Here is a 25,248-nt window from a genome sequence, read left to right on the forward strand (position 1 = left end):
CACTGGCATGTATGTCTGCACCGTGCGCGATGAGCGCCTCTGCAACCTCTGGATAGAGCGTGATATGCAATGGGGTAATCCCCTCATCGTTTTTCGCATGAACGTCCGCACCTTGTGCGACCAAATACGCAATGAGGTCTACATCGTCCGTCATCACTGCGCCATGCAGTACGGAAAACTCATACTCATCCTTTTCATGCAGCAACTCCGGCTGTTTCGTCACAATCTTTTTTACGAGCTCGATGTCTCCGAGTTCAGCCGCATCATACAAATCTGCGAAATGGTAAGCCATGTCTTTCTCTCCTCTCTTATGTATTCCTCCCTGCTCCTTACCGCTCTTCTGTTTCAAATACTAGTTTCGCGAGCAGGACCAGCGGTGAATCTTTTTCTTGCCCGCCGCCCTCAGTGAGATCGAACAATTTTTCGTTAATCGATCCGTACCGCGATTCATTGCCATACAGCAAAATGACATGTGGGTACTTGCCAATTTCCTCTGTGAGCTTTTCCGGCCATTCTTTTCGATCGAGGGTTGCATTCATCGCATATTCGTTTTCCAAATACATGAAAAAGTCCGCTCTTGCCTCTGCATCCTGTACCTCATGTACTTCAAAAAAGTCCTCGTCTATCCATTCAAGACCAGACGCTGTTAAAAAGCCAGACGGTATCACATCCCCGTCCTCATCGTAAACCGGGGTCAGAAAATCCGCTAGCTCGTCGGAAGACTGTAAGGTTGTTCCCCATACGGTTACAACATTTCTCATTGTCTCTCCCCCTCGTCTAATGCTTTACGGTTTCCAAGGAAGAGCGAATACGATCTACACGCTCCTTTTCCTTGCGCAGAATGGCTTTTTCGTATGCTACATCCAGCAACCGATTGATTTCTTGCCAATTCGCTTCACCGGAAGGCGATTCACCACTTGTCAGCATTTTTCCCCAAGCACTTAATGCAATCTGCCGCTGTGCTTCATTTCCGTCCAGCCAGCGAATCAGATCCTCCCATTGTGGACGTGACACCGCGAAAAGCTCATCCCAGCCTTCAATCGGGTACGCCACATGCGGCTCCATCCACAAAATGACTTCTCGGGAGTGAAAGTGATGCAAATGACTGTTGGCAGCATATCCTACCAAACATTCTTTCCTGGCAACGACTTCATCCATTTCAGACAAAACTCGTTGTAAGCCCTCTTCTTCCGGCAAACAAGCTGCCGTTAGATATGCACGTTGGCTTGACCCTATCCGTTCATAATGTGGCCCGGACTCCCATAGCGAGCGCACCCAGCTCTCTGCCTTCTTGCCCACTGTCTCGACAATGAGCTGGCACCAAAGTAGCAGATTACTCGATGAGGTTTCCTGCTCAATTTGTGTTACCCATTTTTGCAAAATTGGCTTCCAATCGTACTGGGTAAATGCCTCTTGGATACGTGAATCTCCTGCACCATGCATTTTTGCAAACAAGACTAGCTTCTCGAAATCTTGCGCTGCCTCTTCAAAGGTTAGCGTCCGATAAATTTGCAGCCATTCTTTCCACTCTTGTGCGACTTGCCCCTCGACATCGAGCCCATCTGCACCGGCGAGTGCTTCATAATTCCAGCACTCTGCCCCAATACAGCCCAGCTCCGTGACTCGCTCTACGAACTCTGTGAAGCTTTTGCCGAGCAATAGGAATTCGTCTGTCTCATGCCCCCAAGAATAAACGGGTGGGTCATCCACGCCTGTCGACAAATCGATGAGCAGCATGTCGCCATTCCCACCGACGTGAAAACAGAGATACCTTTTCTCGTCCTCACTCTCTTCGTCCCCACCAAAGTACGGCCACTCAAACGCATCCAATGACCATCCCAAATCCCCACTGAGCGAAAAAGGATCTAACGCTCGAGATGGCAACGACCAATTTATTTGAACCTGACTGCTGCCCAATAGTAAAATAGTCCGGATCGTCGCGGGAAAGCTGATTCCGAGACTTTCCTCTCTTCTTTCGATTTCTTCCAGCGCTGCTGGAGGTTCTATGGTGAGCGGCCAAACCTGAGCACCTTGTCGCTCCATATCATGCATAAGTAACTTCCACGCTTCAAACCACTTTTCCATTCGTTGCTGCATTGGCATAACGACCTCTCTCGTCTGTCGTTTTCTATCTTACGAATTCTATATCTATTTTCTTTTTCTAAAATTCGATTTCATATCCTACTAAAGCACCAATTATATCCATATTTTTCATGGTAAAATTATCTACTAAGTCACTATTTTTGCCGATATTAGTAGAAAAAACACGGAAATGAGGACCTAGCTAATGACCACCATTGGAATTGATTTGGGCACGACGAACAGTTTGGTTGCCTACTGGACTGAAAATGGACCCGCGCTCATTCCAAACGCACTCGGAGAAACACTGACTCCTTCTGTTGTCAGCGTCGATGAGAACGGCGAGATCTTGATTGGAAAAATCGCCAGAGAGCGCCTCTTAACTCACCCAGATCGTACCGCTTCTACTTTTAAACGGTTTATGGGGACAGAAAAAAGATACCAACTAGGAAGATATTCCTTTTCTGCCGATGACCTTTCCTCCTTTGTGATTAAATCTTTGAAGGCAGATGCAGAGGCTCATTTAGGGCACCCCGTTCACGAGGCGGTTATTAGTGTGCCTGCCTATTTCAACGACACACAACGCAAAGCGACCAAGCGGGCAGCAGAGCTTGCTGGACTGAAAGTAGAGCGCTTAATCAGCGAACCGACTGCCGCCGCAATCTCATATGGGCTCCATCAAGAGGAATCCGAGACACAATTCCTCGTATTCGATTTGGGTGGTGGAACGTTTGACGTTTCTATTTTGGAAATGTTCGAAGGTGTGATGGAAGTAAAATCAATCGCTGGAGACAACTTTTTGGGCGGCGAAGACTTTACCGATCTGATCGCCTCTTATTTCATAGAAGCCCATCGACTCGATATCAACACGCTGGACAGCAAAACGCGTTCGTCCATCCACAAACAAGCTGAGTTGTGCAAACGTGCCTTGTTTTCCGAGCAAGAAGGGAAGATGAGTGTCAATATTCAGGGTGAGCTGGTTGAAACGACCCTTAGTCGAAATCAGCTGGAAGAACTCGCATTTCCTCTGCTGCAACGACTGCGTCAGCCGATCGAGCGTGCTTTGCGAGACGCATCCATCTCACCTCGGGACCTAGATGCCATCGTGCTTATTGGCGGTGCGACGCGGATGCCGCTTATCAAGTCCATCGTAAGCAAAATATTTGGGCGACTGCCCTATTCCCATATTAATCCCGATGAGGCTGTTGCATTGGGTACAGCGATACAAGCAGCACTCAAGGAACGCAACGAGGCGTTAAACGAGCTTGTATTAACAGATGTTTGCCCATACACACTCGGTACGGGGATTGTTCAAACCATGGCAAATGGCAAACATGAGGATGGCTACTTTTTTCCGATCATCGAGCGCAATACGCCAATCCCGGTCAGCCGGGTAGAACGCCTGTACACCGTTTACGATAATCAACGCTCCATTCTCGTTGACGTGTATCAAGGCGAAAGCCGACGCGTCGAACATAACCTCAAGCTTGGCGAACTGAATATCAAAGTTCCCCCTGCCCAAAAGGGCGAGGAGTCTATCGATGTTCGTTATACATATGACATCAACGGGATTCTCGAAGTCGAAGTGACTGTCGTATCTACAGGAGTCAAAACCAAGGCCGTCATCGAAAAAAATCCGGGTAGTCTTTCAAAAGAAGAAATTGAGGAGCGTTTTCAAGCTCTTCAAAACATAAAGATCCACCCCAGAGAACGAACCGAAAATCGATTGCTTCTGGCAAAAGGCGAGCGTATGTATGAGGAAGCGTTGGGCGAAAACCGTATGATCATTGCGAATTACCTACGCCGCTTCGAAAGTGTCCTGTCCACCCAAAATGAAAGGGACATTGCCAAAGCAGCAGAAGAATTGAAGCAGCAGCTGGACATGTTTGAAGGGTGGAATGAGTATTAATGGGGATTTGGGAGATTCTCGGGATTGAACCGACGGACAATCCTGCCCAGATAAAAAAGGCTTATGCCAAAAAGTTGAAGGTGCACAATCCGGAAGTTGATCCTGAAGGCTTTCAGCGATTGCGAGAGGCGTATGACCTCGCTCTGAAGTTCACACGCAATGACGACAAGCGGGATCCTGAAATGCAAGAAGAGACGATTCACCTCCAGCCGCCGAGACGTCGATATGAGCAGTGGCATTCTGAACCAGCAGAAGAAGAGCAGCCTAGCTACGATCCGCCGCAGCGGCTCACCCTGTTTGACAGATTTTTAGAGGAACCAACGCAAGAAGTAGTCTCTCAAGAAGAAATCCCGATTCCCAAGCGGTACGATTTCACGGAGAACTACGATCATTCCGAACGCTCCATGAACCCCGATGATATGGTGGAGCGTTTTTTCCGCCGTACGCAAGAGTTGTACGACAACTATCACAAACGTATCCTGCTTGAAAACTGGCGTGAGTTGCTGAATGACGAGGCCATGTGGAATGTCGGCTGCCATCAACTCATCGATACGCGATTTCTCCACTTTTTAGAAGAACACTATCACTTGCCTTATGAAGTGTGGAAGCTGCTCGATTCCCATTTTCAATGGCGGGAGAAATCAGAAAAGCACGCAAGCCAGCTCTCAGGACGTTTTGTCGCTTACCTGAACGGCCAGCTTAACCAGATCTTCACGCTGCGTTACCCCTCTTTTGAGAATCGTGATGACTTGGATATTGAAGCGTTTCTAGAATGGCGCAGCGATGCGTTATTTGCCCTCATGGAAAATGATTGGGAAACGGCTCAAAGCTATTTGGCAAAAGCTCATGCTCTGTACGCTCTTGACCCCGATTTGATCCGTTTGCAGGGCGAATATTTTTTGCGAACCGGAAATAAGAATCGCGCCTTTCATACCTTTGATCAATTGATACGTCTTGATCCAGATAACATCGATGCGTATTTGTATCGTGCCCGACTTTTCCTCGAAAAGGGAGATGCCACAGATGCGATTAAAGATTGCGAGGAAATCCTCACTCGCATGCCAGAACTGTGGGACGCTCGCAGCTTGCTGGGGAAATGCTATCTTCAGCTAGGGGAATGGGAGAAGGCGCAAGAAGTTTTTCAGGAGATACTCTCGCATAATCCATCCGATATCGACGCGAAGATATGCCTGACACAAATACACTCACCGTTTAACAAAATGACGGAACCACCTGCGAGCAAGCAAGCCAAAGCTGTTAGGAGAAAAAACTTGCAAACGCTTGGACTTCCTGGAAGGCTAGCAAGGCTCAAGCAATTTTTTGCTCTCTACACGAGACGTAACATTTGGACGATTATTTTTCTCCTTCTGCTCCATTACGCTATGTTTGCTGTCGTATCCATGAAGCTGGATATGACTTCGGAGCAAATGGTTGACTCCTTGGTCAATAAATATAAGCCTGTCCAAATCAAGACGGTGGAAGAGATGAAACAAACTCCTCTTGGCTACCAGGTCGAATTTACATTGACCAAAGCGTCTTATATCAATATGCTCCGTGTCTATGACAAAGAGAAGTATCCTGAGCCAAAAGCAGAGTTCATCCCTGCTGCCAAAGCCAAAGAGCGAGATCTATTAAACTCGGACACAGGCTATGTAAATGTGGGATATCTGGGTCAACAATTAATCATTGTCATTACGGACTACGACCATGCCAAGGAAATTCATGACAAGCAATCCATAACGATGCGAGGAACGCTGAAGGCGATACCGGATGGGGAGATGTTGCCTGTCATTGTGAATGCTTTGGAAAAACGAAAGCATCCCTATCAGTCGATTCTCATGGCCGATACGTATATCAATGCCAAGCCTGACTTAGAAGAAATAGGATGGACGGGATCATGGCTTCTGGGGATTCTCGCGGTGATTTCCATGTTGTATTACATCCGCATCATTCGTGAGTTTCCCAAAACTCGCAAAGCATTGACATTCCACTAAAGGAGGCAGGGAGGACTACCATGACAAAAGAAGCAGAAAACGAAAAAGAGATCGATCCAAAGTTAAGCCGCTACTTGCATGCGCTCTCCTCTGTTTGCCTAAATCAGAAGCGGCTCGCGTATTATTTGGCCATCCACGAATACAACCGCCTGCGCGATACGTTTTTGCGGCTTCGTATTGATAACAGATGGGATACCGGGGATGCCACGAAAACGAAAGAGCGCTTGACTTGGTTTTTGGAGCATGGGCGAAGAACTGAATTTGATCAGCATCGCCACGTATTATCTACACTCAGCGATGCCAATCGTTCCAACTACATCGCGTCCTTAAAAAAAGGCGATCTGGAGTCAGCCCGACAGTTGGTCGTGTACGCGTACATGAACAGACTCCCACATGCCGGTATTGCCGCTTTTGATTACGCCTGGTATCTCATTATTTGCAAGGCAGGCGCCCAGCAGTCCTATCTTCCCAAGGCGGAGGCCGTAGAAGGCATGCTGAACGTAGCCAAGCGAATCCAACTCGCTTATTCGAGCTGGGAAGAGTATTTGTTTGCCTATGCATGCGGCAATCTTTACGACGAAGCAGGCGCGTCTAAACATACAAGGAAAGCAACCGAAGCTCACATTTTGAAACTCTTGACGGGTAAGTACAGTCCGATCCGTGAATTTGACTGGAAGTTTGATCTCACACCTTACCTGCCCTCATCACCCCATGCAGAATGCCTCCCTGCTTTTAGCAGCTAAGCTTACAAAAAAAACGTTTCCCTCGGACTTCTTGCGCTTTGTCCGACGGGAAACGTTTTTTATTCTTGTATCAAGCCCATTAGATGCCTTCTTACGCCTTTTTCGGTAGATCCTTCACCATATGGCTCAATTTATGCCCGCTTACGATCACTGTCCCATCCTCACGATAGCCGAGCGATTCATACAGCTTGCGCGCACGTGGTTTTTCCTCGTCAACAAGCAAAGCGATTCGGTCATGTCCACGTTGAATTGCTTCTTTTTCAAAAGCATCCAGGAGAAGTGATCCGATCCCCTTCCCTCTGCACGAGGAATCAACCGCAACAGAATCCAAATAGAACTCGTCGTCCTTTGCTTCTTTTACGAGCGTAATCGTCTCGCCAGTCAAACGTTGGACATGCTCAACGAAGGGGCGATCGAGCACCTCTGTTTGGCTTCCATGATAAAAGAGCGCCAGTCCTACTGGTACATCTCCATCCATGGCAATCACTGCGTTTTCGTAGCTGAGCCGGTTATTCTCCTTCGCAAAAAACTCCTCCATCATACGAATCGCTTCCGCCGCCTCCGTTGCACCTGTCAACGTATGCGCGATATCGCCAATGGCATCGTAAATTAATGGCGCAGCAAAAGCTGCATCTGTCGGTTCCGCTTTGCGTATCATGTGTTTCCTCCTAGCGTTTCGAGCATTCGCACGACACGATTCTTTTCGTTTCTTTGTTTATCATACACACTTTCATTGTGTCACAATCTTCCAAGCTGATCGAGCTTTCCCGACGATCGTTCACAGATCAGCAACAATGAAACCGCTCTCATTTTTCCGAGAGCGGTTTTCCCTTTTTCGCATCGGGTTTTCTTATCCAATCATTTTTTCAATCGTCAGCTTGCGATCATGCCGCAAATCGAGGAATTCACCCATTCTTCTTACCAACGGACGCATCGGTTCATCCTGATGAATGAGAATGACTTCGACTTCTTCCCCGCTACTCAACCTCGCCTTCGCGCCTACGTACAGCAAGGCAATGTAGCGAACAAACTGTGCAACGATCTCGACGTTCAATATTCCGTTACAGGCTTCCTTCCATAGGAGCTGTGCCGCCTCGAATGGGGACGTCCTCCCTTTATACACCCGATCAGAACAGATCGCATCAAACATGTCGGCAACAGCGAGCACCTGACATTCAATTGGAATGCTATCGCCTTTTCTTTGCTCCGGATAGCCAGACCCGTCGAGTCGCTCGTGATGCAGCAAGGCACACAATGCCAACAGCTCAGTCCCACCCTTCATTTCACGGATCATTTCATAGCCGAAGACGGTATGCTTCTTCATGATCGCAAATTCCTCTTCACTTAGCTTGCCTGGCTTCAGCAATATTTCCTTCGGTACTCTCATTTTCCCAATGTCATGCATAAATCCGGCTATCCCCATGAATGCTACTCGCTCTTCATCCCATTTCATCAAGCGAGCTATAAGCGAACAGAGAATGCCTACATTTAATGAATGTCGGTATGTATAGCTGTCTGCCCCTTCCAGCACGTACAAGTTCCGGAACAACCCCAAATGCTTCGTCGACTTTTCTGCTACATCAAAAAAGATGTTGGAAAAGTGATCAAGTGTTTGTGCCCCGCCGACTGTCAGTTCGTCGAAGAGTAGTCTCGTTTTGTCGAGAGCTTGTACATAAGCAGCAACGGTCTCAGAATCTGCATCAAGTTGGAATAGTTGAGAAGTAACTTCCTCACCAGTTCCCTCTGTAAGACTCTGTATGATTTCAACCTCACGGACTCGTTGCTTTTGCAATAGGATCACATGGGCAGGTGTGATCGTCGTATTTTGTCCCAGCAGCAATATTCCTTGTTCGGTGTACAAATCTGCCGCTAATACTTGTCCAATCAGTGAGAGATCAACAGGTGCCAAAGGCATACAATCAACCTTTCCAGTCTCCGTCTTAGTAGAGGTTGTTCAAAAAGCCGACTTTTTGAACTCACACTTTTATTCAAATTATAGAAAGGAAGAAGGTTAGTTACAATCTTTTTTTCGACAATTCCTAACTTTGCTGGACACGGGTCATTTCACCATTCGCATACATATGATATCAAGCAAATGTCAGTGGTTTTATCAAGGAGGGACGAACGTCTCATGACGACGCTGTACATCACACCAAAAGCGTGGAAACAGATTGAGCAGGCCGTACGAAAAAAACCCTCACTGGAAACAGGAGGGGTGATGATGGGATACCCACTTGGTGAGGATAGATGGGTCGTTACGTATGCAAGTGAACCAGGCCCAAATGCGATTCACCAGCCACATTCTATTTTTTTCGATGACACGCATCTCAACAAGCTCGTCCGCAAATTAAGCAGAAATCGACAATGGAAATACATTGGTGATTGGCATAGTCATACGGTGAAACGCCTGTCACCCAGCAAAGGTGATAAGAGAACTATTTGGGCAAAAGCCTCGCAATCCATGTACATGTCTTCCTCTCCCCTCATGCTGATCGTCGGGCTAAGTAAAAACAATCAAATTAACGCAAGAGGATTCATCCTCGGAAATACTCTTCGCGAGGTTGGGAAGATTGAGCTGTATGATCGGCAAGCCCAGCAACAGCTTGGTGAAAAAGCTCCATAGCCTGGTTTTTCCCCCAACTCGGCTGGTTTTCTGCCACGACACAAATGGCGTAACGTGGCTCTTCTAACGGAGCGTACCCGAGAAACCACAGATGGTTGTTTCCATTCGCATCCCCGATTTGCGCGGTCCCGCTTTTGCCTGCCACCTGCCAAGCGGAATTCATGAGCATCTTTCCTGTTCCCTCTGTGACAACTTTTCGCATCATTTTTCGCAATTTGCTGGCTGTGACGTAGTCAATACCGTCCAAAGTGAGCTTCTGCTCGGGGAATGTATGGAACGACTGGCCATTTCGGTATGCGATCTCTTTTACCAGCCGTACTTGAGAGCTTTGACCGCCACGCAAAATCGTTACCATCATATTTGCTGCTTGCAAGGGGGTAATGCGTACATCCCGCTGACCGATGGCGCTTTGAATCAGGACGCCTTCATCGTCGCGGGATATCCCCTCAGCAAAGACTCTACCTGGCTCTTCGCCATCCAGCTGCTTGAAGTTTTGGAGTTTATACAGATGAGGGGTAAGATGTCCCACTTGAGTGGTCAAGCCCAGCTTTTTTGCATATTCCTCCAACTTTTCCCCGCCTACCATCTTGGCGATATGGGCAATCGCAATGTTGCAGGATTGGGCATACGCTTCTTCCAGTGTCACACTGCCGTGGCCTTCTTTTTTCCAGCAGGAGAAATGGTACTTCCCGTATTCCCCTGTACATAAAAAACGGTCAGTTGGTGAAACGATTCCTTCCGCCAGGGCGGCTGCTGCTACCACAGTTTTATAGACCGAACCAGGCGGGAGTTGTTTGAATGCGCGATTCTTCCAATCGCTCGTGTTTCCTGTAACATTCGTTTGATCATAGGTAGGACGGCTCACAGCTGCAAGAACATCGGCTGTCTGTACGTCCAAAACCACGATACTGCCCTCTTTGAGACCTACTTGATCGGCTGCTGCCTCCATGCGTCTCTGGATCGCTGCATCCAAGGTAGTCGTCAAGGACAACGGATAGTATTGATTCGATTGCTTTGTATAGCGGATATCCAACCCTCGGAGCGGTTGACCATGCCCATCTACATAATAGGACAAGACAGACGGCTCGACCCCCTGTAAAAAACGGTCAAAGCTTCGCTCCAGGCCCGACGCCCCTAGCGTGCTCTCGGCATTCATTTTGCCGCTTGTCCATTCATCTGGATACAGCTTCTGCACCATGTTGGGATTTTTATGGATAAAACCAATCAAATGCTTGGCTACTTCATCAGCACGGTATCGCTCTGTCACCGCCAATGCCACAACTCCTGGGATGGCAAGGGCATTGATTTCCTCGGCCTGCCGCTCTGTGAGCATCACCAGCTTTCCAGACGCCTCTCGCATGAGCAGCGGTACTTTCGCCTTTTCCATGGTCTCTGACAGGCGTTCCTTAGATTCTCCGGTTATTTGAGCCAACCGCTGCAAGCCATCTGTTCCTTGGAGGCTCCCACGCGCCAACGGGAACAAAATCAAGGCGAGATGCTCTTCTCCGGTAAAGGCGTACCCATTTCGATCTACGATATCGCCACGCCCGCTATGCAGTACGATGCTTTGCTGTCTTTGCTTTACTGCTGCTTTTACCAAGTCAACACCATGCCGAGAAAACCGATGGGGTGATCCAAGTTGAATCCACCACAAACGCACGATCAAACCGAGCCATAACAACGACATGGACAGAAGTACAAGGAAGTGACGTCTTTTGATTCGTCGATCCAGCTGCATCGAATTCCCTCCCTGGCTTTTTTCACCAGTATTGCCGGAATGTACGCGACAGAAACAACGAACAAAGAAAAAAGAAAAAAGCACACCGTACGGCACGGTGCACTTTTAGGTGTCTATGATTGATTGGTGAATTGGTGCTTCTCCAATAAGATATTTCCGATCTTCGTGGATAACAGATCCAATGCTACTCGGTTGTAGCCGCCCTCTGGGATGATGACGTCTGCGTATCGCTTGGTCGGCTCAATAAACTGCAAGTGCATCGGTCGAACGACGTTTAAGTACTGTGTCACCACTGAATCAAGGGAACGACCGCGCTCTTCGATGTCACGTACGATCCGACGTGCAATACGCACATCCGCATCGGTATCGACGAACACCTTGATATCCATTAAATTACGAATCCGCTCATCCTCCAGAATCAGCATTCCTTCCAGAATGATGACATCCTTTGGGTCGACTTGGATTTGCTCCGGCTTGCGGTTATGCACCTTGAAATCGTAGATCGGTTTTTGAATCGCTTTTCCTTGCATGAGCTCCTGCAAATGCGCAAGCAACAAATCGTTGTCAAAAGCGAAGGGATGGTCGTAGTTAGTCAGCGCCCGCTCTTCTGGGCTCAAATGGCTTTGATCCTTGTAGTAGGAATCCTGCTCAATCATCGTTACACTATCATTTTGGAACTGGCGGTACAGCTCCTTTGCTACAGTCGTTTTTCCAGAACCACTGCCTCCCGCTACCCCAATCAATACGGGGTTACCCATGCTTCATGTCCCCTTCCTCATGATGCTTTACGCATATACGACCCTATGTTTTTACTTCTTTTTCATACTGATGGCCAACCCGTCTCCGACTGGAATAAATGTCGTTTCTAAATCAGGACGCTCCATTAGATGTGAATTATAAGAAAGCAGCTTGTCCACCATCGGACGCTGGCGCTTGCCCGCTTCTTCTGGGGTCGCCACCAGTCCTCGGAACAGGACATTGTCGCTGATTACCAAACCGCCTTCGCGAAGAAGCGGTAGATATAAATCGAGGAACGTTCGATATTGACCTTTGGCCGCATCGATAAACAAGCAATCAAATTGATACGACTCCGGCAGCCCTAAAGTGGCGTCACGTGAGAGTATTTCCACACGATCGGCACATCCTGCTTCTTTTATATTTTCCCGTGCTCTCACCAATCGATCTTCATCTATGTCCATCGTGACAATTCGCGCTTCCGGTGCAGCTTCTGCAAGCCAAATGGTGGAATACCCAATTGCTGTACCCACTTCAAGAATCGCTTTGGGACGATGCAGCAATAACAACATCCGCATGACTTGAGCGGATGGGAGCTGCACAATGGGGATGTTTTCCTCTGCCGCCTCCTGCTCCAGTCGCTTGAGCAGCAAAGAACGCTCGGGAACCAGGCTTGACACGTAGTCGTCAATTGCCGGATTGGTAATCATGATTTCACTCCTCTTTCGTTACAACCGAATTATTATAGCACATCAAAGGAAAACTTGGCTACGTCAAGCACTGTTGAGTGCAGGCAAAAAAAAGAGGAAACCTGGTTAGTTTCCCCTGCTTTTCTTATTATTTGCTTCATGCTCTTGCAGTGTTTTGGAAAAGTAATGCTCGGACGTTCCGTCTTTTTTCGTCACGTAGAAAAAGTAATCGTGTTTGGCCGGATTGACGACTGCTTCAAGCGAAGCTCTGCCTGGGTTGGCAATCGGGCCCGGTGGTAATCCAGGATTTGTGTACGTGTTATACGGACTTTTTACTTTTAGGTCCTCAAAGGTCAGCCTGTCTCGTTGTTTGCCAAGAATAAATTGGACGGTAGCATCAGCCTGCAACGGCCACTTATCGCGAATTCGATTGTAGTACACTCCTGCAACAAGCGGACGCTCCTTGTCAACGGTTACTTCACGTTCAACGATCGATGCGAGATTCACTGCTTCATCCAGTGTTAAATCGCGCTGCTTCAGCTGCTCTGTCCACTCTGGCTTCCATTCCTTTTGGAATTGAGCCAGCATACGCGAGACGATTTCATGTGCCGTAGCTTCTTTGTCCACCTCATACGTTTCCGGGAACAGATACCCTTCCAGACGGTTTTTTCGATCTGCTTGCTTCGGTATGGCAGCAACAAAAGGATATTCGGGGAATGCACCTTCATTTACTTCTTTTAAGAATGCCGCTTTCTCTACAATGCCTTCTTTATCGAGATGATCTGCGATCTGTTCGACATTCCAGCCTTCTGGTATCGTAAATCGGTTCGCATTGATCACCGTGTTTCCTTCCACCATGGCTGTTAGTATCTCGTCAATGGCTTGGCCAGTCGTGAATTGGTACTCTCCCGCCTTAAGATCAGGGGCCACGCCTTTATACTTCACGTAGTAATTAAATACATCGGCATCTCGGATCAGACCTTGTTCTTCCAGTACCCGACCGATTTTTTGTACGGAGGAACCGGACGGAATCGCCACGTTCTTCACCGTCTGTTCACCTGCGACAGGCTGTAATTGCTGGTACACGTACCACGCTGCTCCCCCCGCAGCCAAAATGATCAACAACAACAGGGCAACCAGCCACATCACAATTCGTCCGCCGCGTCTGCGTCGACGCGTCGCAGGGCGTTCGGGGTTAAAATCAGGCTTCGCTGACATTGGTTTCAAGCTAGAAATCCTCCCTTTAGGGTCTCTTTATCTCCATCCCATTCATTATACAAGAGGCTTATCCAACTGTCACTTCATGGGTGATTTTGGCGAAAAAAGACATAAAAAAAGAGTCCGCCAGTTGCGGACTCTCTTTCCACGAATCTATTAAATTCCGTCTTTCTCCAAATCAGCAATCAACGTTTCGAAGGTAGCTTCTACTTGCTCCCACTCTTCATCATCCTCGATTGGCTGAAGCATGTCTGTACCGTCATAGCGCAGGAAGTGAACCTCGTACTCTTCTTCCTCTTCCTGATCTACTGGTACGAGTACCAAATAGCTGCGGTCTTCAATGTCAAAAATGTACATGATACGAAAATCTCGCGGTTCCTCGGTACCTTCTTCCGTTAGCGCGATCACATCGCCCACTTCGAACTCTTCCATCATCTCTTCACTCATTGTGGTCACCTCGATTTCGCGTCCAAATATCCTTGGAGGATTAAAGTGGCCGCCATTTTATCTATCACTGTCTTTCGCTTTTGACGGCTAACATCAGCAGAAATCAGCATACGCTCTGCCGCCATTGTCGTCAAGCGTTCGTCCCACATGTGGACAGGAAGAGACGTACGTTCCTCCAAAAGCTTGCCAAATGCTAGACACATTTCAGCACGCGGGCCTATGGTTCCGTTCATGTTTTTGGGCAAACCAACTACGAAAGCCCCAATTTGATACTGCGAAACTAATTCGCTCAGGCGGGCAAAATCCTTTTCCTTGGATTGTCGCTTGATGGTCTCTACTCCTTGCGCAGTCCATCCCAGCTCATCGCTGACAGCTACTCCAATCGTCTTGTCGCCTACATCCAACCCCATCAATCGTGTCATCGTTAAGGTCTACTTGCGCTCTGACAAGTAAACGGTCACCAACTCTTCTATGATTTTGTCCCGTTCCAATTTGCCAATCAGGCTCCGCGCGTTGTTGTGGCGTGGGATAAACGCCGGGTCGCCAGAAAGCAAGTAACCGACGATCTGGGTGATCGGGTTGTATCCTTTTTCCTGCAGGGCTTTGTACACCTCTGTCAATGTTTCTTGGACATCCGCCGCATTCGCTTCCTTGGGCACCGTGAATTTCATGGTATTATCCAACGAACTCACAATCAACACCTCGATTTCCTTTGAGACTCTTTTGGTTACCTACTCTTTTTTGTATTCGACTCGGATTTCGTTTACTCCTGTCGATTATACAAATTTCTCTTACAATCGCATTATTTCGCTACTACTTGACTCTTCACGAAGTCAACTACTGCATCCAGTGCTTCTTGCAGCTTGGATGGGTCCTTACCACCGGCTTGTGCCATATCAGGACGTCCACCACCACCGCCACCGCAACGAGTTGCGACTTCCTTGATGATCTTGCCAGCGTGAATGCCTTGATCCATGAGATCTTTGGTTACACCTGCAACGAGGTTCACCTTGTCGCCATCGACCGCACCCAACACAATGACAGCGGAGCCGAGTTTATTTTTCAGCTCATCCACCATGCCGCGCAGGTTGTCCATATCGACAGCGGAAACACGTGCAGCGAGTACATTCATACCGTCTACTTGTTGGAGTTTATCCGTCAACGACGCTGCCTCGATGTTCCCCAGTTTTGCACGCAGGGACTCGTTTTCGCGCTGTACTTCTTTCAATTGTTGTTGCAGACCGTCTACACGTGCAGGTGCTTCTGCCAGTACAGGTGCTTTGAGTGCTTGCGCCACTTCTTTGAGTGTAGTGAACTGCTGATTCAAGAACTGGTAAGCGCCGCGTCCTGTTACTGCTTCGATACGGCGTGTACCTGCACCGATACCGCTCTCGCTAACCAGTTTGAACAGACCGATTTCCGCGGTGTTGTTCACATGGCATCCACCACACAGCTCCAGGCTGTATTCGCCCACTTTTACAACGCGTACAACGTCACCGTATTTTTCACCGAACAACGCCATCGCGCCCATCGCTTTTGCCTCAGCCAATGGTTTGTTGGAGATCTCGACACCCAGGTTTGCCCACACTTTTTCATTCACGATTGCTTCGATACGCTCCAGCTCTTCTGGAGTAATGGAGCTAATGTGAGTGAAGTCAAAACGGAGACGCTCTGGTGCTACCAAAGAACCTGCCTGGTTGACATGCGTTCCCAGGACATCCTTGAGTGCTTGATGCAGCAAGTGAGTCGCTGTATGGTTTTGCGTGATAGCCAGACGTGCTTCACGGTTCACTTCCGCGCGAACCTCATCGCCTTTACGCAGGGTACCTGCTTCGACGATGACGGAATGCACATTTTGACCCATTGGCCCTTTTTGTACATCTGTCACACGTGCTTTCACGATATCAGAAATCAGGAAACCTTCGTCATTGATCTGACCGCCGCTTTCTGCATAGAAAGGAGTTTGGCTCAGAACGACTTGTACGGTTTGACCTTCTTCTGCTTCTTCTACCAGCTGGTTGTCCAAAATAATCGCTTCGACTTTACCTGTTGCTACCAATTCAGTATAACCAACAAATTGGCTCGTAACCGTCAAATCAGACAATGGACCACCTTGGATTTGCATGCTGTCTACGTCTTGACGTGCTGCACGTGCACGCTCACGCTGTTCTTCCATTGCTTTATCAAAGCCATCGCGATCGACAGTCAGCCCTTGCTCGTCTGCGAAGTCTTCTGTCAAATCAACAGGGAATCCATACGTATCGTACATTTTGAACACATCTTGACCAGACAGTTGAGTCTTTCCGCTATCTTTTGCTGCTTTTACCATGTCAGACAGGATCGCCAGACCATCGTTTAATGTCTCGTGGAAACGCTCTTCCTCGGCACGAATGACTTTTTCGATAAACGCACGCTTTTGGACAACCTCTGGGTAGAATTCACCCATCATTGTACCCACTGTCTCAGTCAAGCTGTACAGGAATGGCTTCTCTACGCCCAGCTTTTTCCCCATACGTACGGCACGGCGAAGCAGGCGGCGAATGACATAGCCACGTCCTTCATTGGATGGAAGCGCACCGTCACCGATCGCAAACACAACCGTACGTGCATGGTCAGCGATAACCTTCAGGGCTACATCCATCTCAGGGCTTGTTTTATACTTCACACCGGAGATTTCCGCGGTCTTTTCGATCAGCGGGAACAGCAGGTCTGTCTCAAAGTTGTTGTCTACGCCTTGGATGACAGACGTCATGCGCTCAAGACCCATCCCCGTATCAATGTTTTTCTTAGGCAGCGGCGTGTAGGTACCGTCTGGATTATGGTTGAACTGGGAGAATACCAGGTTCCATATTTCCAGGTAGCGCTCGTTCTCCCCACCTGGGTACAGCTCAGGGTCGCTCGGGTCGTTTCCGAACGCTTCTCCACGGTCATAGAAAATCTCCGTGTTCGGTCCGCTAGGGCCTTCTCCGATATCCCAGAAGTTGCCCTCCAGTCGGATGATTCGCTCTTCTGGAACACCAATTTTCTTGTTCCACAGCTCAAATGCTTCTTCGTCCTCTGGATGAATGGTAACGGAGAGTAGCTCTGGATCAAAGCCGATCCATTTTGGGCTTGTCAAAAACTCCCATGCCCATTCAATCGCTTCTTCCTTGAAGTACTCACCAATTGAGAAGTTACCCAGCATTTCAAAAAAAGTGTGGTGGCGAGCCGTACGTCCCACATTTTCAATATCATTCGTACGAATAGACTTTTGTGAGTTCGTGATACGTGGGTTGTCCGGGATGATGCGGCCGTCAAAATATTTCTTAAGAGTCGCCACACCGCTGTTGATCCACAGAAGGGAAGGATCGTCGATTGGAACCAATGGAGCGCTAGGCTCAATGCGATGTCCTTTTTCTACAAAAAAGTCGAGGAACATCTGGCGGATTTGATTGCCTGTCAGCTTCTTCATCTACATTCTCCTCATCTAAAAATAAAAAAAGCCCCCATCCCCTCAGGGACGAGAACTGATTTCTCGCGGTACCACCCTGCTTACAGGCTCGCTACATCTGAGCCAAGGCCTGTCGCTTAAGTGGCGTCTAACGGTGCCAAGCCGCCGGGTTTTGCCCGGTCTTAGGAGTAGCCTTCTGCTGCTCTTCTTTTGGTCGCCCTCTCAACCATGGAGCGTCCTCTCTGTAAAAGGTCTGCAACATACTCGTTCCCTCATTGATTTCACATAAATCACTTTGTCCATATTATAAATATTTTACCTGATCACTGTCAACTTTCATGCATCATGACAGCGATTCGGCTAACGATCACTTTGCAAACGGCCAGAATCGGAACAGCAACGATTAACCCGATGATCCCCCCTACCGTTTCCCCTACCAGCAGTGCCAAGATAATCAGTAGCGGGTGTAAATGCAAGGAACGACCAACGATGTTCGGAGATAAAATGTTCCCTTCCACGATTTGAATGATGAGATTGACAACGACAACGAGTAACAGTGTCTTGGTGGAAATCGTAATCGCGATCACAACTGCTGGTGCCGCCCCAATCAATGGTCCGATGTACGGAATGATGTTGGTGAGACATACGAATGCAGCCAACACAAAAGGATACGGCATGCCGATCCACCAGTAGCCCAAGTATGCGAAGACGCCTACGATCAGGGCGACCATCATTTGTCCATGTATGTATTTGCCCAAGGATTCATTTATATCCCGCAGAACAATTAGCACTTGCTTCCGATAAGCCTTTGGAACAATCGACATCCCCGTCTCATGCAATTGCTTCATATCCTTCAAAAAGTAGAAAGCGATAAACGGCACAATAGCAAAGGCAAACAGCTTGCCCATCGAATGCTTGGCATTATCCACGATTTTCGATACGGAATGAGACATTCCCTCATTCGACTGGATGATCACCCGGTCCACACCCTTCGAGATGCTATCCGGCAAGAAATATTTTCGTGCCTCCCACTCACTCATCCATGTATAGTACCAATCCATCAGGCGGGGAATATCGTCTGACAGCTCCACCAATTGCTTTGTGAAAACTGGGATGGCATTAATGATCGCAATCGTAATCACCAATACAAATGATCCATAGATGAGCAGGACTGCCATCAAGCGCGGAACCCTTCTTTTTTCCAGCAATTGCACGATCGGATGGAGCAAGTACGCAATGACGAGTCCCAATATGACGGGAACGAGCACTTCCTTTATGAGCGAAAACAACTGTGACAGGACTGGTCGGAGCAGCCAAAGCAGATTGCCGATGACCAAAAGTGTGATGACCCAAACAGCAGCAGCAAATAGACGACTTCGCCGAAGTTCATCCACGTTCCCCCAACTCCTCCCTATTTGCCTACATCTTTTTTAGCTTGTCTCATTCACATTAATTTCATGTAACCTATTGACACACAATTTCGTGTTCAGTACTATGTAATTACAAGAGGATATCTCCAAAGGGGAGTAGCTTTTTCGCAACATAGTCGTCATTACGGGATTTTTCCCCGGCTATGTTGGCAACATTTTCGCAATGTTGTAAGCAAGACCTTTGCCGATCAGGTAAAAGGTCTATTTTTGGTTTTCAAACGACCTTTTCCTGAATCGGGAAAGGTCGTTTTCTTTTTCGCCCCTTTACATACACTATGGGAGGTATCAAGAAAACGGCCAGCGGATTATTCGCTTCTACAATGGATTAGGAGGAGGAAGAGAAATGGATTTATTGTTAAGCCCTGAGTTTTGGACCGCATTACTTTCTATCGTTATCATCGACCTCGTGCTGGCCGGGGACAATGCCCTCGTCATCGGGATGGCGGCTCGTAACCTGCCCGCTCATCAGCAAAAGCAAGCTATCATCTGGGGAACGGTCGGTGCCATTGTCATTCGTGCATTGGCGACACTCGCTGTGGTTTGGTTGCTGAAAATTCCTGGCCTGCTGCTTGTAGGTGGTTTGATTCTCATTTGGATCGCTCTCAAGTTGCTGATTCAGGATAATGGTCATGAGAATATGAAGGCAAGCGGATCACTGGGAGCAGCGATTTGGACGATTATCGTAGCCGACACCGTAATGGGATTGGATAACGTTATCGCCGTTGCAGGTGCAGCACATGGTGATTTCCTTCTGGTAGTTATCGGTTTGATCATCAGTGTTCCCATCATGGTATGGGGTAGCACATTGATCTTGAAACTGATCGAGAAATATCCGATCGTTATCTATATCGGTTCTGCAGTATTGGCGTATACCGCTGCGAACATGGTAACAGGTGAGAAGTTCCTCACACCATTCTTTGCCGCTTACCCTTGGGTAAAATGGGTATTCATCGTAGCTGTTGTGGTTGGTGTCCTGTTGATCGGGCGCACGAAAAGCCAACAGCAAAAACGCTTGGCAGAACAATCCTAATACAACGCAAGCTCCGTCATTTCCGCGACGGAGCTTTTTCATGTATGGCGAAAAAAGCACCCGAACACAGTGTATGTTCGGGTGTTTGTTTACGTTCCAATTCACATTTTGTGTTAACGAGTAACGGCACGCATCAGCTTGCGACCTGATTTCCACATACGCGTTACATCACGCATGGAGAAGGGCAACTGATTCCAATTCAATGAAAACCGACTGCGACGTCGCGGAGCCAACCAATAGCCAATGATCGCCACAATTCCGCTTGTGGCCAGAACCCGCAACAGGCTTCGAGTGAACAAGCGTGCCACCTCCATTGGATTTGCCGCTCAAATCCACTACATATTCAAGTGAGCGGTTACTGTCTGGTCCTCAATAAACAGATCATTAAGCGAATGCAAAGATCCATCTTCCTCAACCTGGTAGACAGAAGCGATCTGCTCATTGGAAACGCTCATTTCTATAAAGCAGTTCCAGCAATAGTATTGATTGGTTCCAATCTTTCCTACGTCTTTGGAACTGCAATTCGGGCATATGACACGCATCACGCTTTTCCTCCCTTTCACGCCTGGCCACGAACTAGTCCGGCACGATCAGGTTTTCTTCCCCGATGATAACGGATGCTGGTGCAGGGAGACGTTTTCGTCCTTCCGTAATATCTGCAAACCAGCCATTCGATAGTTCGTACCCTACAAGTTTCTCCCAGTTGGCTGAAAAGTAAACATCTTCCAGCCTCCCCAAACTCTCTCCGGAAGCGGTAATTACCGCTTTTCCTTTTAACTTCGTCTTTCCCGTCACAATGCCGACAGGCTCTAGTCCGGCGAGATGAGGTAAGGGCGTGATCGCGTCTTTTCCCGATACGGTAAGGCAGGACTCCCCAACCGCATGAATATGTTCGGCAGGAATATAGGTACCTGATTGGAACCAGCCCTGTTCGCTCAGCAAGACTCCTCGTACATGCCAAGTGGAGTCGCAAAGAATGTCACGCACGGTTCCAATCGTCTCGCCTGTTTGAAGGCAAACAACTGGCAATCCGACTGCATCCATTGCCTTGCGCATGTGGGACATCCCCCTTCCGCCTTGTTAGTATCAGGCGAAATGGACGGGCCCATTCGGCGCAAATGGTTCCAACTTCACTCTTGCTTTAGCCGTTCCTCCAGATAACTGTACCGTACCCCTTCCTCATCAGACTCTACAGCAGCACGGAACGCATCCGGCTCTCCACACATGATGAGGAATGATTTGCTCCGGGTGATCCCGGTATAGACCAACTTGCGTCTGAGCATACGGTAGTAACTTTTGACAAACGGCATGATCACAATCGGAAATTCACTACCTTGAGACTTATGAACCGAGCAGCAGTAGGCAAGCGTCAGCTGATGGTAATCCGAACGCTTGTACACTACTTCCCTGTTATCAAAGGCAGCGACCAGCATCTCCTGGTTCTCCGCATTTTCATTCGGGAAAAAGATGGCGACGATCTCACCCATGTCACCATTAAACACCTGTTCTTCAGCATTGTTCACCAATTGCAGAACCTTGTCTCCTGTACGGAAAGTCGTCTCTCCAAAAGTAACTTCACGCTTTTGCGGCGTTTTCGGATTAAACAGCTCCTGCAATTCTTCATTCAACCGGTTCACACCGGCATTACCTTTATAGATAGGGGCTAATACCTGAACATCTTTTGCCGTATATCCTTTTTTTACGGCTCCGAAGCAAATTTGTTTCACTGCTTCCGGAACTTCTTGTGGCAAACTTGTGAAGAATCGCCGATCCGGGGTGGTGTGAAGCAAATCTGCCGGTACATTCCCCTTGCGTACATCATGGGCCAATCGAATAATGGTAGACTCTTCTGCTTGCCGATAAATTTCTGTCAGCTGTACCAACGGAAGCAATCCAGATCGGATCATATCCAAGAGAACATTCCCCGGTCCTACGGAAGGCAACTGGTCAGGGTCACCTACCATGATGATCTGCATGTCGTCTGGGACCGCACGAAACAATTGATTGGCAAGCCAGATATCGACCATGGACATTTCATCGACAATTAATAGCCGTCCACGGATTGGGTGCTCCGCATCATGCTCGAAGCTCTCCCCTTTGTAACCGAGCAAGCGATGGATGGTCATTGCAGGTAAACCCGTAGTCTCTGTCATACGTTTTGCTGCACGTCCGGTAGGAGCCACAAGAACGATCGGGAACGGATTATCTTCGTTGTATTTTTTCAAGTCCAGCGACAATCCATGAAGCTGAGAAAAGACACGACATATCCCGCGAATGACTGTCGTTTTCCCCGTACCAGGTCCCCCTGTCAACAGCATCAAACCTGCCTTGATCGCCTGTTCAATGGCATCACGCTGCGTCTGGGCATATGTAATCCCCAGCTCATCCTCGACCGCCCCTAACGCACGATAAAATTCCGATGTCGGGAACGTACCGAATTCATCCCGTGATGCGAAGTGACGCAGCCTTTTGGCCAGACCAAGCTCGGCAAAAAACAGCGAGGGCAAATAAACCCGCTCATCTTCCCAGGCAATTTTGCTCGACACAAACAGGGCTTCCACTGCCAGTTGAATATCGTCTCCAGAAAAGACGTGCCCTCCGCACTCTTCGAGAAGGCGCAGAGTTTTTTCACAAAGCTCCTCCACAGGCAAATAAACATGTCCTTCCGAATACGATGCCTCCTGCAACATAAAGAGAGCCGCCGCCTTCACACGTTCTTCTGAGGAAGCAGCGATCCCAGTTGCTCGTGCAATGTCATCTGCTCGCTTAAAGCCGATTCCTACGACATCCTCAATCAAACGGTAAGGCTCTTCCTTTAGCACTGTCATCGTTTCAATCTTGTAGGTCTGATAAATACGCAGCGCCATGTTCACACCAATGCCGAAGTCGTACAAGAAAACCATGGCACTTTCCAAGGAGCGATGCTCGACCACGGAATCATAGATCGTTTTGGCACGTTGTTCAGAAATGCCTGGTACCTCAGCCAATCGCTCTGGGAAGTCCGCGATAATCGACAGCGCATCTACCCCGAGCTGCTCGACAATTCGTTTGGCCATCTTCTTTCCGATCCCTTGAAACAAGCCACTAGCTAAGTAGCGCTCAACCCCTGCCAATGTTTTCGGCGTTTCACGTTCATAGCGTTTTGCTACGTACTGCTGTCCAAAACGAGCATGTGTTTTCCATTCACCGTAAAAGGTGTACAGCTCATCTGGATGCGGGCGAGGAAAATTACCGACAATAATGACCTCCGATTCTTTGATCGATTCGGTAGTCTCTTCTATCTTAAGACGGATAACTCCGTACCAGGTTTCTTCATTGTAAAAAATTTCTTGAGAAACAAATCCTCGAATGTAGGTTTCCGCAAACAGCGAGATTGACTGCTGCTCATCCATCTAAACGCCTCCTTACATAAAAAACCGTTCCAGAAAGGAAAAATCCACTTCTTTTGGAAAGTGGATTTCTCATATGCTCGTCTTAAATTGTAAATCGTTTTACTTGTTCTGACAACTGCTCCGCCATTTTCGCCAGCGTTTCGGATGCTGCCGTCATTTCCTCAGACGTTGCTGACTGTTCTTCAGACGCTGCTGCCACTTCCTGTGTATCTCTGGCCGCTGTTTCCGCAAGTCCAGCAATTTTTTTCGAGTGACCCACCAATTGAACCGTATCGCGATGAATGGCTTGGGCTGCATCGTTCATACGATGTACTTGCTGGCTGACGTCTTGAACGGCCACCAAGATTTGCTGGAAGCTGTCTCCTGCCTGCGCCACTCCTTCGCGTCCATCTTGGATAGCGACAGCAGTCGTTCCCATTTCCGTTACAGCCTCGAGAATATCTGTATGGATCGTATGAATCAAGCCTGCGATCTCTTCTGCAGCTGCACCCGATTGCTCAGCCAGCTTACGTACCTCTTGAGCCACAACCGCAAAGCCGCGTCCCTGTTCCCCCGCCCGTGCAGCCTCGATGGCGGCATTCAAAGCCAATAGATTCGTCTGGTTGGATAGTTGACGAATGATCGTGATGATACCGATGATTTGCTCGGATTGAGAGCCAAGCTCGCGGATAACCTGCTCTGTGCGACGGGCGTGATCCGTGATTTGATCCATTTCTTGTACGAGCTCGTGCAGCTTGCCTTCCCCAACCTGTGCCAATCGATTCGCGTCTATCGCATCAGCATTGACTTGGGAAGTCGAGGCCGCAATGAGTTGGATATCTCCACCGATGCGAGACAAAAAGCGTACCGTATCCGTCACCGTTTGTTTTTGTTGTTCGGAACCCGTAGCGATTTCCGAAGAAGCCATGGAAATCTGTTCGGAAGCACGCGCACTTTCTGTCGCACTCGCTGTTAATTCTTCCGACGCTGCCGCGACCTGCTGGGCTACTCGCTGCACTTCGTTGACCATGCTGCGAAATACTCCCATCATCTCATTGTACATCGACGATAATTCCCCAAGCTCGTCCCGGGAACGAACAGTCACTTGCGAGGTCAAATCTCCTGTCTCTGCACGCTTCATTGCTGATACCAGCTCATTTAGAGGTCGTACCAGCTTGTTGACAATAAAAATGCCAGTAACCAGCGCTAAGCTCGCACTTATCAGGCTGAGGAGGAACATCATCGGACGACTGCTCTCAATCGTCGTCAGCAAATCATTCTCGTAGCTACCAATAACAAGAATCCACCCGTTCGGCAGCTGCTTATACGCCGCCACTTTTGTAGAGCCTCCGAATTCATATTCGATCCAGCCGTTTTTTTGAGCGAGCATGACTTGCGTGAATGGTTCATTCGCCAAAGAGGTATTCTCAACTTTCGTGTCTGGATGAAAGATGGCGATTCCACTCGTATCCAAGATATAGGCGTAGCCAACCATGCCATTTGGCTTGTAATATTTTTCGGCCACCTCGCGTGTTATTTCGTTAATTTTCTGTCTGTTCCGCTCACTACTCGTTGCCTCTTGCGTGTAATCAGCCAGCTCGCGTGCCTTTATTTCCGTTATGTATTGCAAGTCAGATACAGCGAGCTTGTATAGCGCGCTGCGCGCATTTTCAAATTGGATATAACCGACGACCATTAATGGGAGCATGGTTAGGATGAGTATTGTAAACACCAGTTTGTAGCGAATAGAGTAGCGTCTGGCCAACATGAAAGTCCTCTCCTTATCGGATGATCCGAATTGTAGTAGTAGTT

Annotated in this window: 24 protein-coding genes; 5 read left to right on the forward strand and 19 right to left on the reverse strand. The window is 48.3% G+C overall.

All coding sequences use genetic code 11. The annotated features are described in order from the left end of the window. From HPY31_RS24820 to HPY31_RS24830, 3 genes are all read right to left on the reverse strand, one after another. Window positions 1-292: ankyrin repeat domain-containing protein (locus HPY31_RS24820; RefSeq protein WP_172142872.1), on the reverse strand; the 292-nt coding region annotated here is incomplete at its 3' end. Window positions 293-329: 37 nt separating this feature from the next. Then, window positions 330-761, reverse strand: coding sequence for an immunity 22 family protein (locus HPY31_RS24825; protein WP_172142873.1), 432 nt, complete (start codon window positions 759-761; stop codon window positions 330-332). 16 nt (window positions 762-777) lie between these two features. After that, complete coding sequence (locus HPY31_RS24830; protein ID WP_253901944.1) at window positions 778-2,097, reverse strand: SMI1/KNR4 family protein; 1,320 nt, start codon at window positions 2,095-2,097, stop codon at window positions 778-780. A gap of 190 nt (window positions 2,098-2,287) precedes the next feature. Between HPY31_RS24830 and HPY31_RS24835 the strand changes: the two genes are divergently transcribed. Genes HPY31_RS24835 through HPY31_RS24845 form a run of 3 tightly spaced genes read left to right on the forward strand, consistent with a single transcriptional unit; the run spans window position 2,288 to window position 6,725 of the window. Beyond that, on the forward strand, window positions 2,288-3,988 hold the full coding sequence (locus tag HPY31_RS24835; protein ID WP_172142875.1) for a molecular chaperone HscC: 1,701 nt from the start codon (window positions 2,288-2,290) through the stop codon (window positions 3,986-3,988). Continuing rightward, window positions 3,988-5,982 carry a J domain-containing protein gene (locus HPY31_RS24840; RefSeq protein ID WP_172142876.1) on the forward strand — a complete coding sequence of 665 codons (1,995 nt, stop codon included), beginning with the start codon at window positions 3,988-3,990 and terminating at the stop codon, window positions 5,980-5,982. The genes HPY31_RS24835 and HPY31_RS24840 overlap by 1 nt, the downstream gene beginning before the upstream one ends. Before the next feature lie 20 nt (window positions 5,983-6,002). Then, window positions 6,003-6,725, forward strand: a complete 723-nt coding sequence (locus HPY31_RS24845) for a DUF1266 domain-containing protein (RefSeq protein ID WP_172142877.1) — start codon at window positions 6,003-6,005, stop codon at window positions 6,723-6,725. A gap of 91 nt (window positions 6,726-6,816) precedes the next feature. On the opposite strand, the gene HPY31_RS24850 is transcribed toward HPY31_RS24845, so the two are convergent. Both HPY31_RS24850 and HPY31_RS24855 read right to left on the reverse strand, forming a co-directional pair. Beyond that, on the reverse strand, window positions 6,817-7,383 hold the full coding sequence (locus HPY31_RS24850; protein ID WP_016739260.1) for a GNAT family N-acetyltransferase: 567 nt from the start codon (window positions 7,381-7,383) through the stop codon (window positions 6,817-6,819). Window positions 7,384-7,575: 192 nt separating this feature from the next. Continuing rightward, entirely contained in the window at window positions 7,576-8,640 is a 1,065-nt protein-coding gene (locus tag HPY31_RS24855) for an HD-GYP domain-containing protein (protein ID WP_172142878.1), read from the reverse strand. A 216-nt stretch (window positions 8,641-8,856) separates the two neighbouring features. Between HPY31_RS24855 and HPY31_RS24860 the strand changes: the two genes are divergently transcribed. Beyond that, complete coding sequence (locus tag HPY31_RS24860; RefSeq protein ID WP_049684149.1) at window positions 8,857-9,348, forward strand: Mov34/MPN/PAD-1 family protein; 492 nt, start codon at window positions 8,857-8,859, stop codon at window positions 9,346-9,348. Here the strand turns inward: HPY31_RS24860 and HPY31_RS24865 are convergent. From HPY31_RS24865 to HPY31_RS24905, 9 genes are all read right to left on the reverse strand, one after another. Continuing rightward, the gene (locus tag HPY31_RS24865; protein ID WP_172142879.1) at window positions 9,260-11,086 is read right to left on the reverse strand and encodes a peptidoglycan D,D-transpeptidase FtsI family protein; all 1,827 of its coding nucleotides are present in this window, start codon (window positions 11,084-11,086) and stop codon (window positions 9,260-9,262) included. The two genes, HPY31_RS24860 and HPY31_RS24865, sit on opposite strands and share 89 nt — an antisense overlap. Before the next feature lie 113 nt (window positions 11,087-11,199). Continuing rightward, window positions 11,200-11,844 carry a uridine kinase gene (gene udk / locus HPY31_RS24870; RefSeq protein WP_016739257.1) on the reverse strand — a complete coding sequence of 215 codons (645 nt, stop codon included), beginning with the start codon at window positions 11,842-11,844 and terminating at the stop codon, window positions 11,200-11,202. A gap of 51 nt (window positions 11,845-11,895) precedes the next feature. Next, entirely contained in the window at window positions 11,896-12,531 is a 636-nt protein-coding gene (locus tag HPY31_RS24875) for an O-methyltransferase (protein ID WP_012685621.1), read from the reverse strand. Between the two features lie 105 nt (window positions 12,532-12,636). Further along, window positions 12,637-13,737, reverse strand: a complete 1,101-nt coding sequence (gene mltG / locus HPY31_RS24880) for an endolytic transglycosylase MltG (protein WP_172142880.1) — start codon at window positions 13,735-13,737, stop codon at window positions 12,637-12,639. Window positions 13,738-13,884: 147 nt separating this feature from the next. After that, window positions 13,885-14,175: a DUF1292 domain-containing protein gene (locus tag HPY31_RS24885; protein WP_005832492.1), complete on the reverse strand. Its 291-nt coding sequence runs from the start codon at window positions 14,173-14,175 to the stop codon at window positions 13,885-13,887. 5 nt (window positions 14,176-14,180) lie between these two features. Continuing rightward, entirely contained in the window at window positions 14,181-14,597 is a 417-nt protein-coding gene (ruvX, locus tag HPY31_RS24890; protein ID WP_172142881.1) for a Holliday junction resolvase RuvX, read from the reverse strand. Window positions 14,598-14,606: 9 nt separating this feature from the next. Next, window positions 14,607-14,867: an IreB family regulatory phosphoprotein gene (locus HPY31_RS24895; RefSeq protein WP_007727936.1), complete on the reverse strand. Its 261-nt coding sequence runs from the start codon at window positions 14,865-14,867 to the stop codon at window positions 14,607-14,609. A gap of 110 nt (window positions 14,868-14,977) precedes the next feature. Next, window positions 14,978-17,626 carry an alanine--tRNA ligase gene (gene alaS / locus HPY31_RS24900; RefSeq protein WP_172142882.1) on the reverse strand — a complete coding sequence of 883 codons (2,649 nt, stop codon included), beginning with the start codon at window positions 17,624-17,626 and terminating at the stop codon, window positions 14,978-14,980. 308 nt (window positions 17,627-17,934) lie between these two features. Further along, entirely contained in the window at window positions 17,935-18,999 is a 1,065-nt protein-coding gene (locus HPY31_RS24905; RefSeq protein WP_012685616.1) for an AI-2E family transporter, read from the reverse strand. Between the two features lie 379 nt (window positions 19,000-19,378). Between HPY31_RS24905 and HPY31_RS24910 the strand changes: the two genes are divergently transcribed. Then, window positions 19,379-20,065 (forward strand): TerC family protein, encoded by a 687-nt coding sequence (locus HPY31_RS24910; RefSeq protein WP_016739250.1) that lies wholly within the window; start codon window positions 19,379-19,381, stop codon window positions 20,063-20,065. Between the two features lie 113 nt (window positions 20,066-20,178). Here HPY31_RS24910 and HPY31_RS24915 read toward each other — a convergent pair whose 3' ends face one another. The 5 genes from HPY31_RS24915 to HPY31_RS24935 form a co-directional block, all read right to left on the reverse strand. After that, window positions 20,179-20,373 carry a hypothetical protein gene (locus HPY31_RS24915; protein ID WP_229088206.1) on the reverse strand — a complete coding sequence of 65 codons (195 nt, stop codon included), beginning with the start codon at window positions 20,371-20,373 and terminating at the stop codon, window positions 20,179-20,181. Between the two features lie 27 nt (window positions 20,374-20,400). Then, the gene (locus HPY31_RS24920; protein WP_007717618.1) at window positions 20,401-20,607 is read right to left on the reverse strand and encodes a hypothetical protein; all 207 of its coding nucleotides are present in this window, start codon (window positions 20,605-20,607) and stop codon (window positions 20,401-20,403) included. A 34-nt stretch (window positions 20,608-20,641) separates the two neighbouring features. Next, window positions 20,642-21,121, reverse strand: a complete 480-nt coding sequence (locus HPY31_RS24925) for a PRC-barrel domain-containing protein (protein ID WP_172142883.1) — start codon at window positions 21,119-21,121, stop codon at window positions 20,642-20,644. Window positions 21,122-21,195: 74 nt separating this feature from the next. Continuing rightward, window positions 21,196-23,457 (reverse strand): SF1B family DNA helicase RecD2, encoded by a 2,262-nt coding sequence (gene recD2, locus HPY31_RS24930; RefSeq protein WP_172142884.1) that lies wholly within the window; start codon window positions 23,455-23,457, stop codon window positions 21,196-21,198. An 82-nt stretch (window positions 23,458-23,539) separates the two neighbouring features. Beyond that, the gene (locus HPY31_RS24935; protein ID WP_172142885.1) at window positions 23,540-25,204 is read right to left on the reverse strand and encodes a methyl-accepting chemotaxis protein; all 1,665 of its coding nucleotides are present in this window, start codon (window positions 25,202-25,204) and stop codon (window positions 23,540-23,542) included. Window positions 25,205-25,248: the final 44 nt, after the last annotated feature.

The sequence above is a fragment of the Brevibacillus sp. HB1.3 genome (assembly GCF_013186635.1).
Lineage (GTDB): Bacteria > Bacillota > Bacilli > Brevibacillales > Brevibacillaceae > Brevibacillus > Brevibacillus brevis_D.

Bases quoted from the DNA above. Each gene is read 5' to 3' on its own strand.
- HPY31_RS24830 (WP_253901944.1), bottom strand. From the start codon at position 2,097: ATGCAGCAACGAATGGAAAAGTGGTTTGAAGCGTGGAAGTTACTTATG.
- alaS (WP_172142882.1), bottom strand. From the start codon at position 17,626: ATGAAGAAGCTGACAGGCAATCAAATCCGCCAGATGTTCCTCGACTTT.
- HPY31_RS24935 (WP_172142885.1), bottom strand. From the start codon at position 25,204: ATGTTGGCCAGACGCTACTCTATTCGCTACAAACTGGTGTTTACAATA.
- HPY31_RS24885 (WP_005832492.1), bottom strand. From the start codon at position 14,175: ATGAGTGAAGAGATGATGGAAGAGTTCGAAGTGGGCGATGTGATCGCG.
- HPY31_RS24825 (WP_172142873.1), bottom strand. From the start codon at position 761: ATGAGAAATGTTGTAACCGTATGGGGAACAACCTTACAGTCTTCCGAC.
- HPY31_RS24860 (WP_049684149.1), top strand. From the start codon at position 8,857: ATGACGACGCTGTACATCACACCAAAAGCGTGGAAACAGATTGAGCAG.
- HPY31_RS24920 (WP_007717618.1), bottom strand. From the start codon at position 20,607: ATGCGTGTCATATGCCCGAATTGCAGTTCCAAAGACGTAGGAAAGATT.
- HPY31_RS24925 (WP_172142883.1), bottom strand. From the start codon at position 21,121: ATGCGCAAGGCAATGGATGCAGTCGGATTGCCAGTTGTTTGCCTTCAA.
- recD2 (WP_172142884.1), bottom strand. From the start codon at position 23,457: ATGGATGAGCAGCAGTCAATCTCGCTGTTTGCGGAAACCTACATTCGA.
- HPY31_RS24840 (WP_172142876.1), top strand. From the start codon at position 3,988: ATGGGGATTTGGGAGATTCTCGGGATTGAACCGACGGACAATCCTGCC.
- HPY31_RS24845 (WP_172142877.1), top strand. From the start codon at position 6,003: ATGACAAAAGAAGCAGAAAACGAAAAAGAGATCGATCCAAAGTTAAGC.
- HPY31_RS24875 (WP_012685621.1), bottom strand. From the start codon at position 12,531: ATGATTACCAATCCGGCAATTGACGACTACGTGTCAAGCCTGGTTCCC.
- ruvX (WP_172142881.1), bottom strand. From the start codon at position 14,597: ATGACACGATTGATGGGGTTGGATGTAGGCGACAAGACGATTGGAGTA.
- HPY31_RS24910 (WP_016739250.1), top strand. From the start codon at position 19,379: ATGGATTTATTGTTAAGCCCTGAGTTTTGGACCGCATTACTTTCTATC.
- HPY31_RS24850 (WP_016739260.1), bottom strand. From the start codon at position 7,383: ATGATACGCAAAGCGGAACCGACAGATGCAGCTTTTGCTGCGCCATTA.
- HPY31_RS24865 (WP_172142879.1), bottom strand. From the start codon at position 11,086: ATGCAGCTGGATCGACGAATCAAAAGACGTCACTTCCTTGTACTTCTG.
- HPY31_RS24835 (WP_172142875.1), top strand. From the start codon at position 2,288: ATGACCACCATTGGAATTGATTTGGGCACGACGAACAGTTTGGTTGCC.
- HPY31_RS24855 (WP_172142878.1), bottom strand. From the start codon at position 8,640: ATGCCTTTGGCACCTGTTGATCTCTCACTGATTGGACAAGTATTAGCG.
- udk (WP_016739257.1), bottom strand. From the start codon at position 11,844: ATGGGTAACCCCGTATTGATTGGGGTAGCGGGAGGCAGTGGTTCTGGA.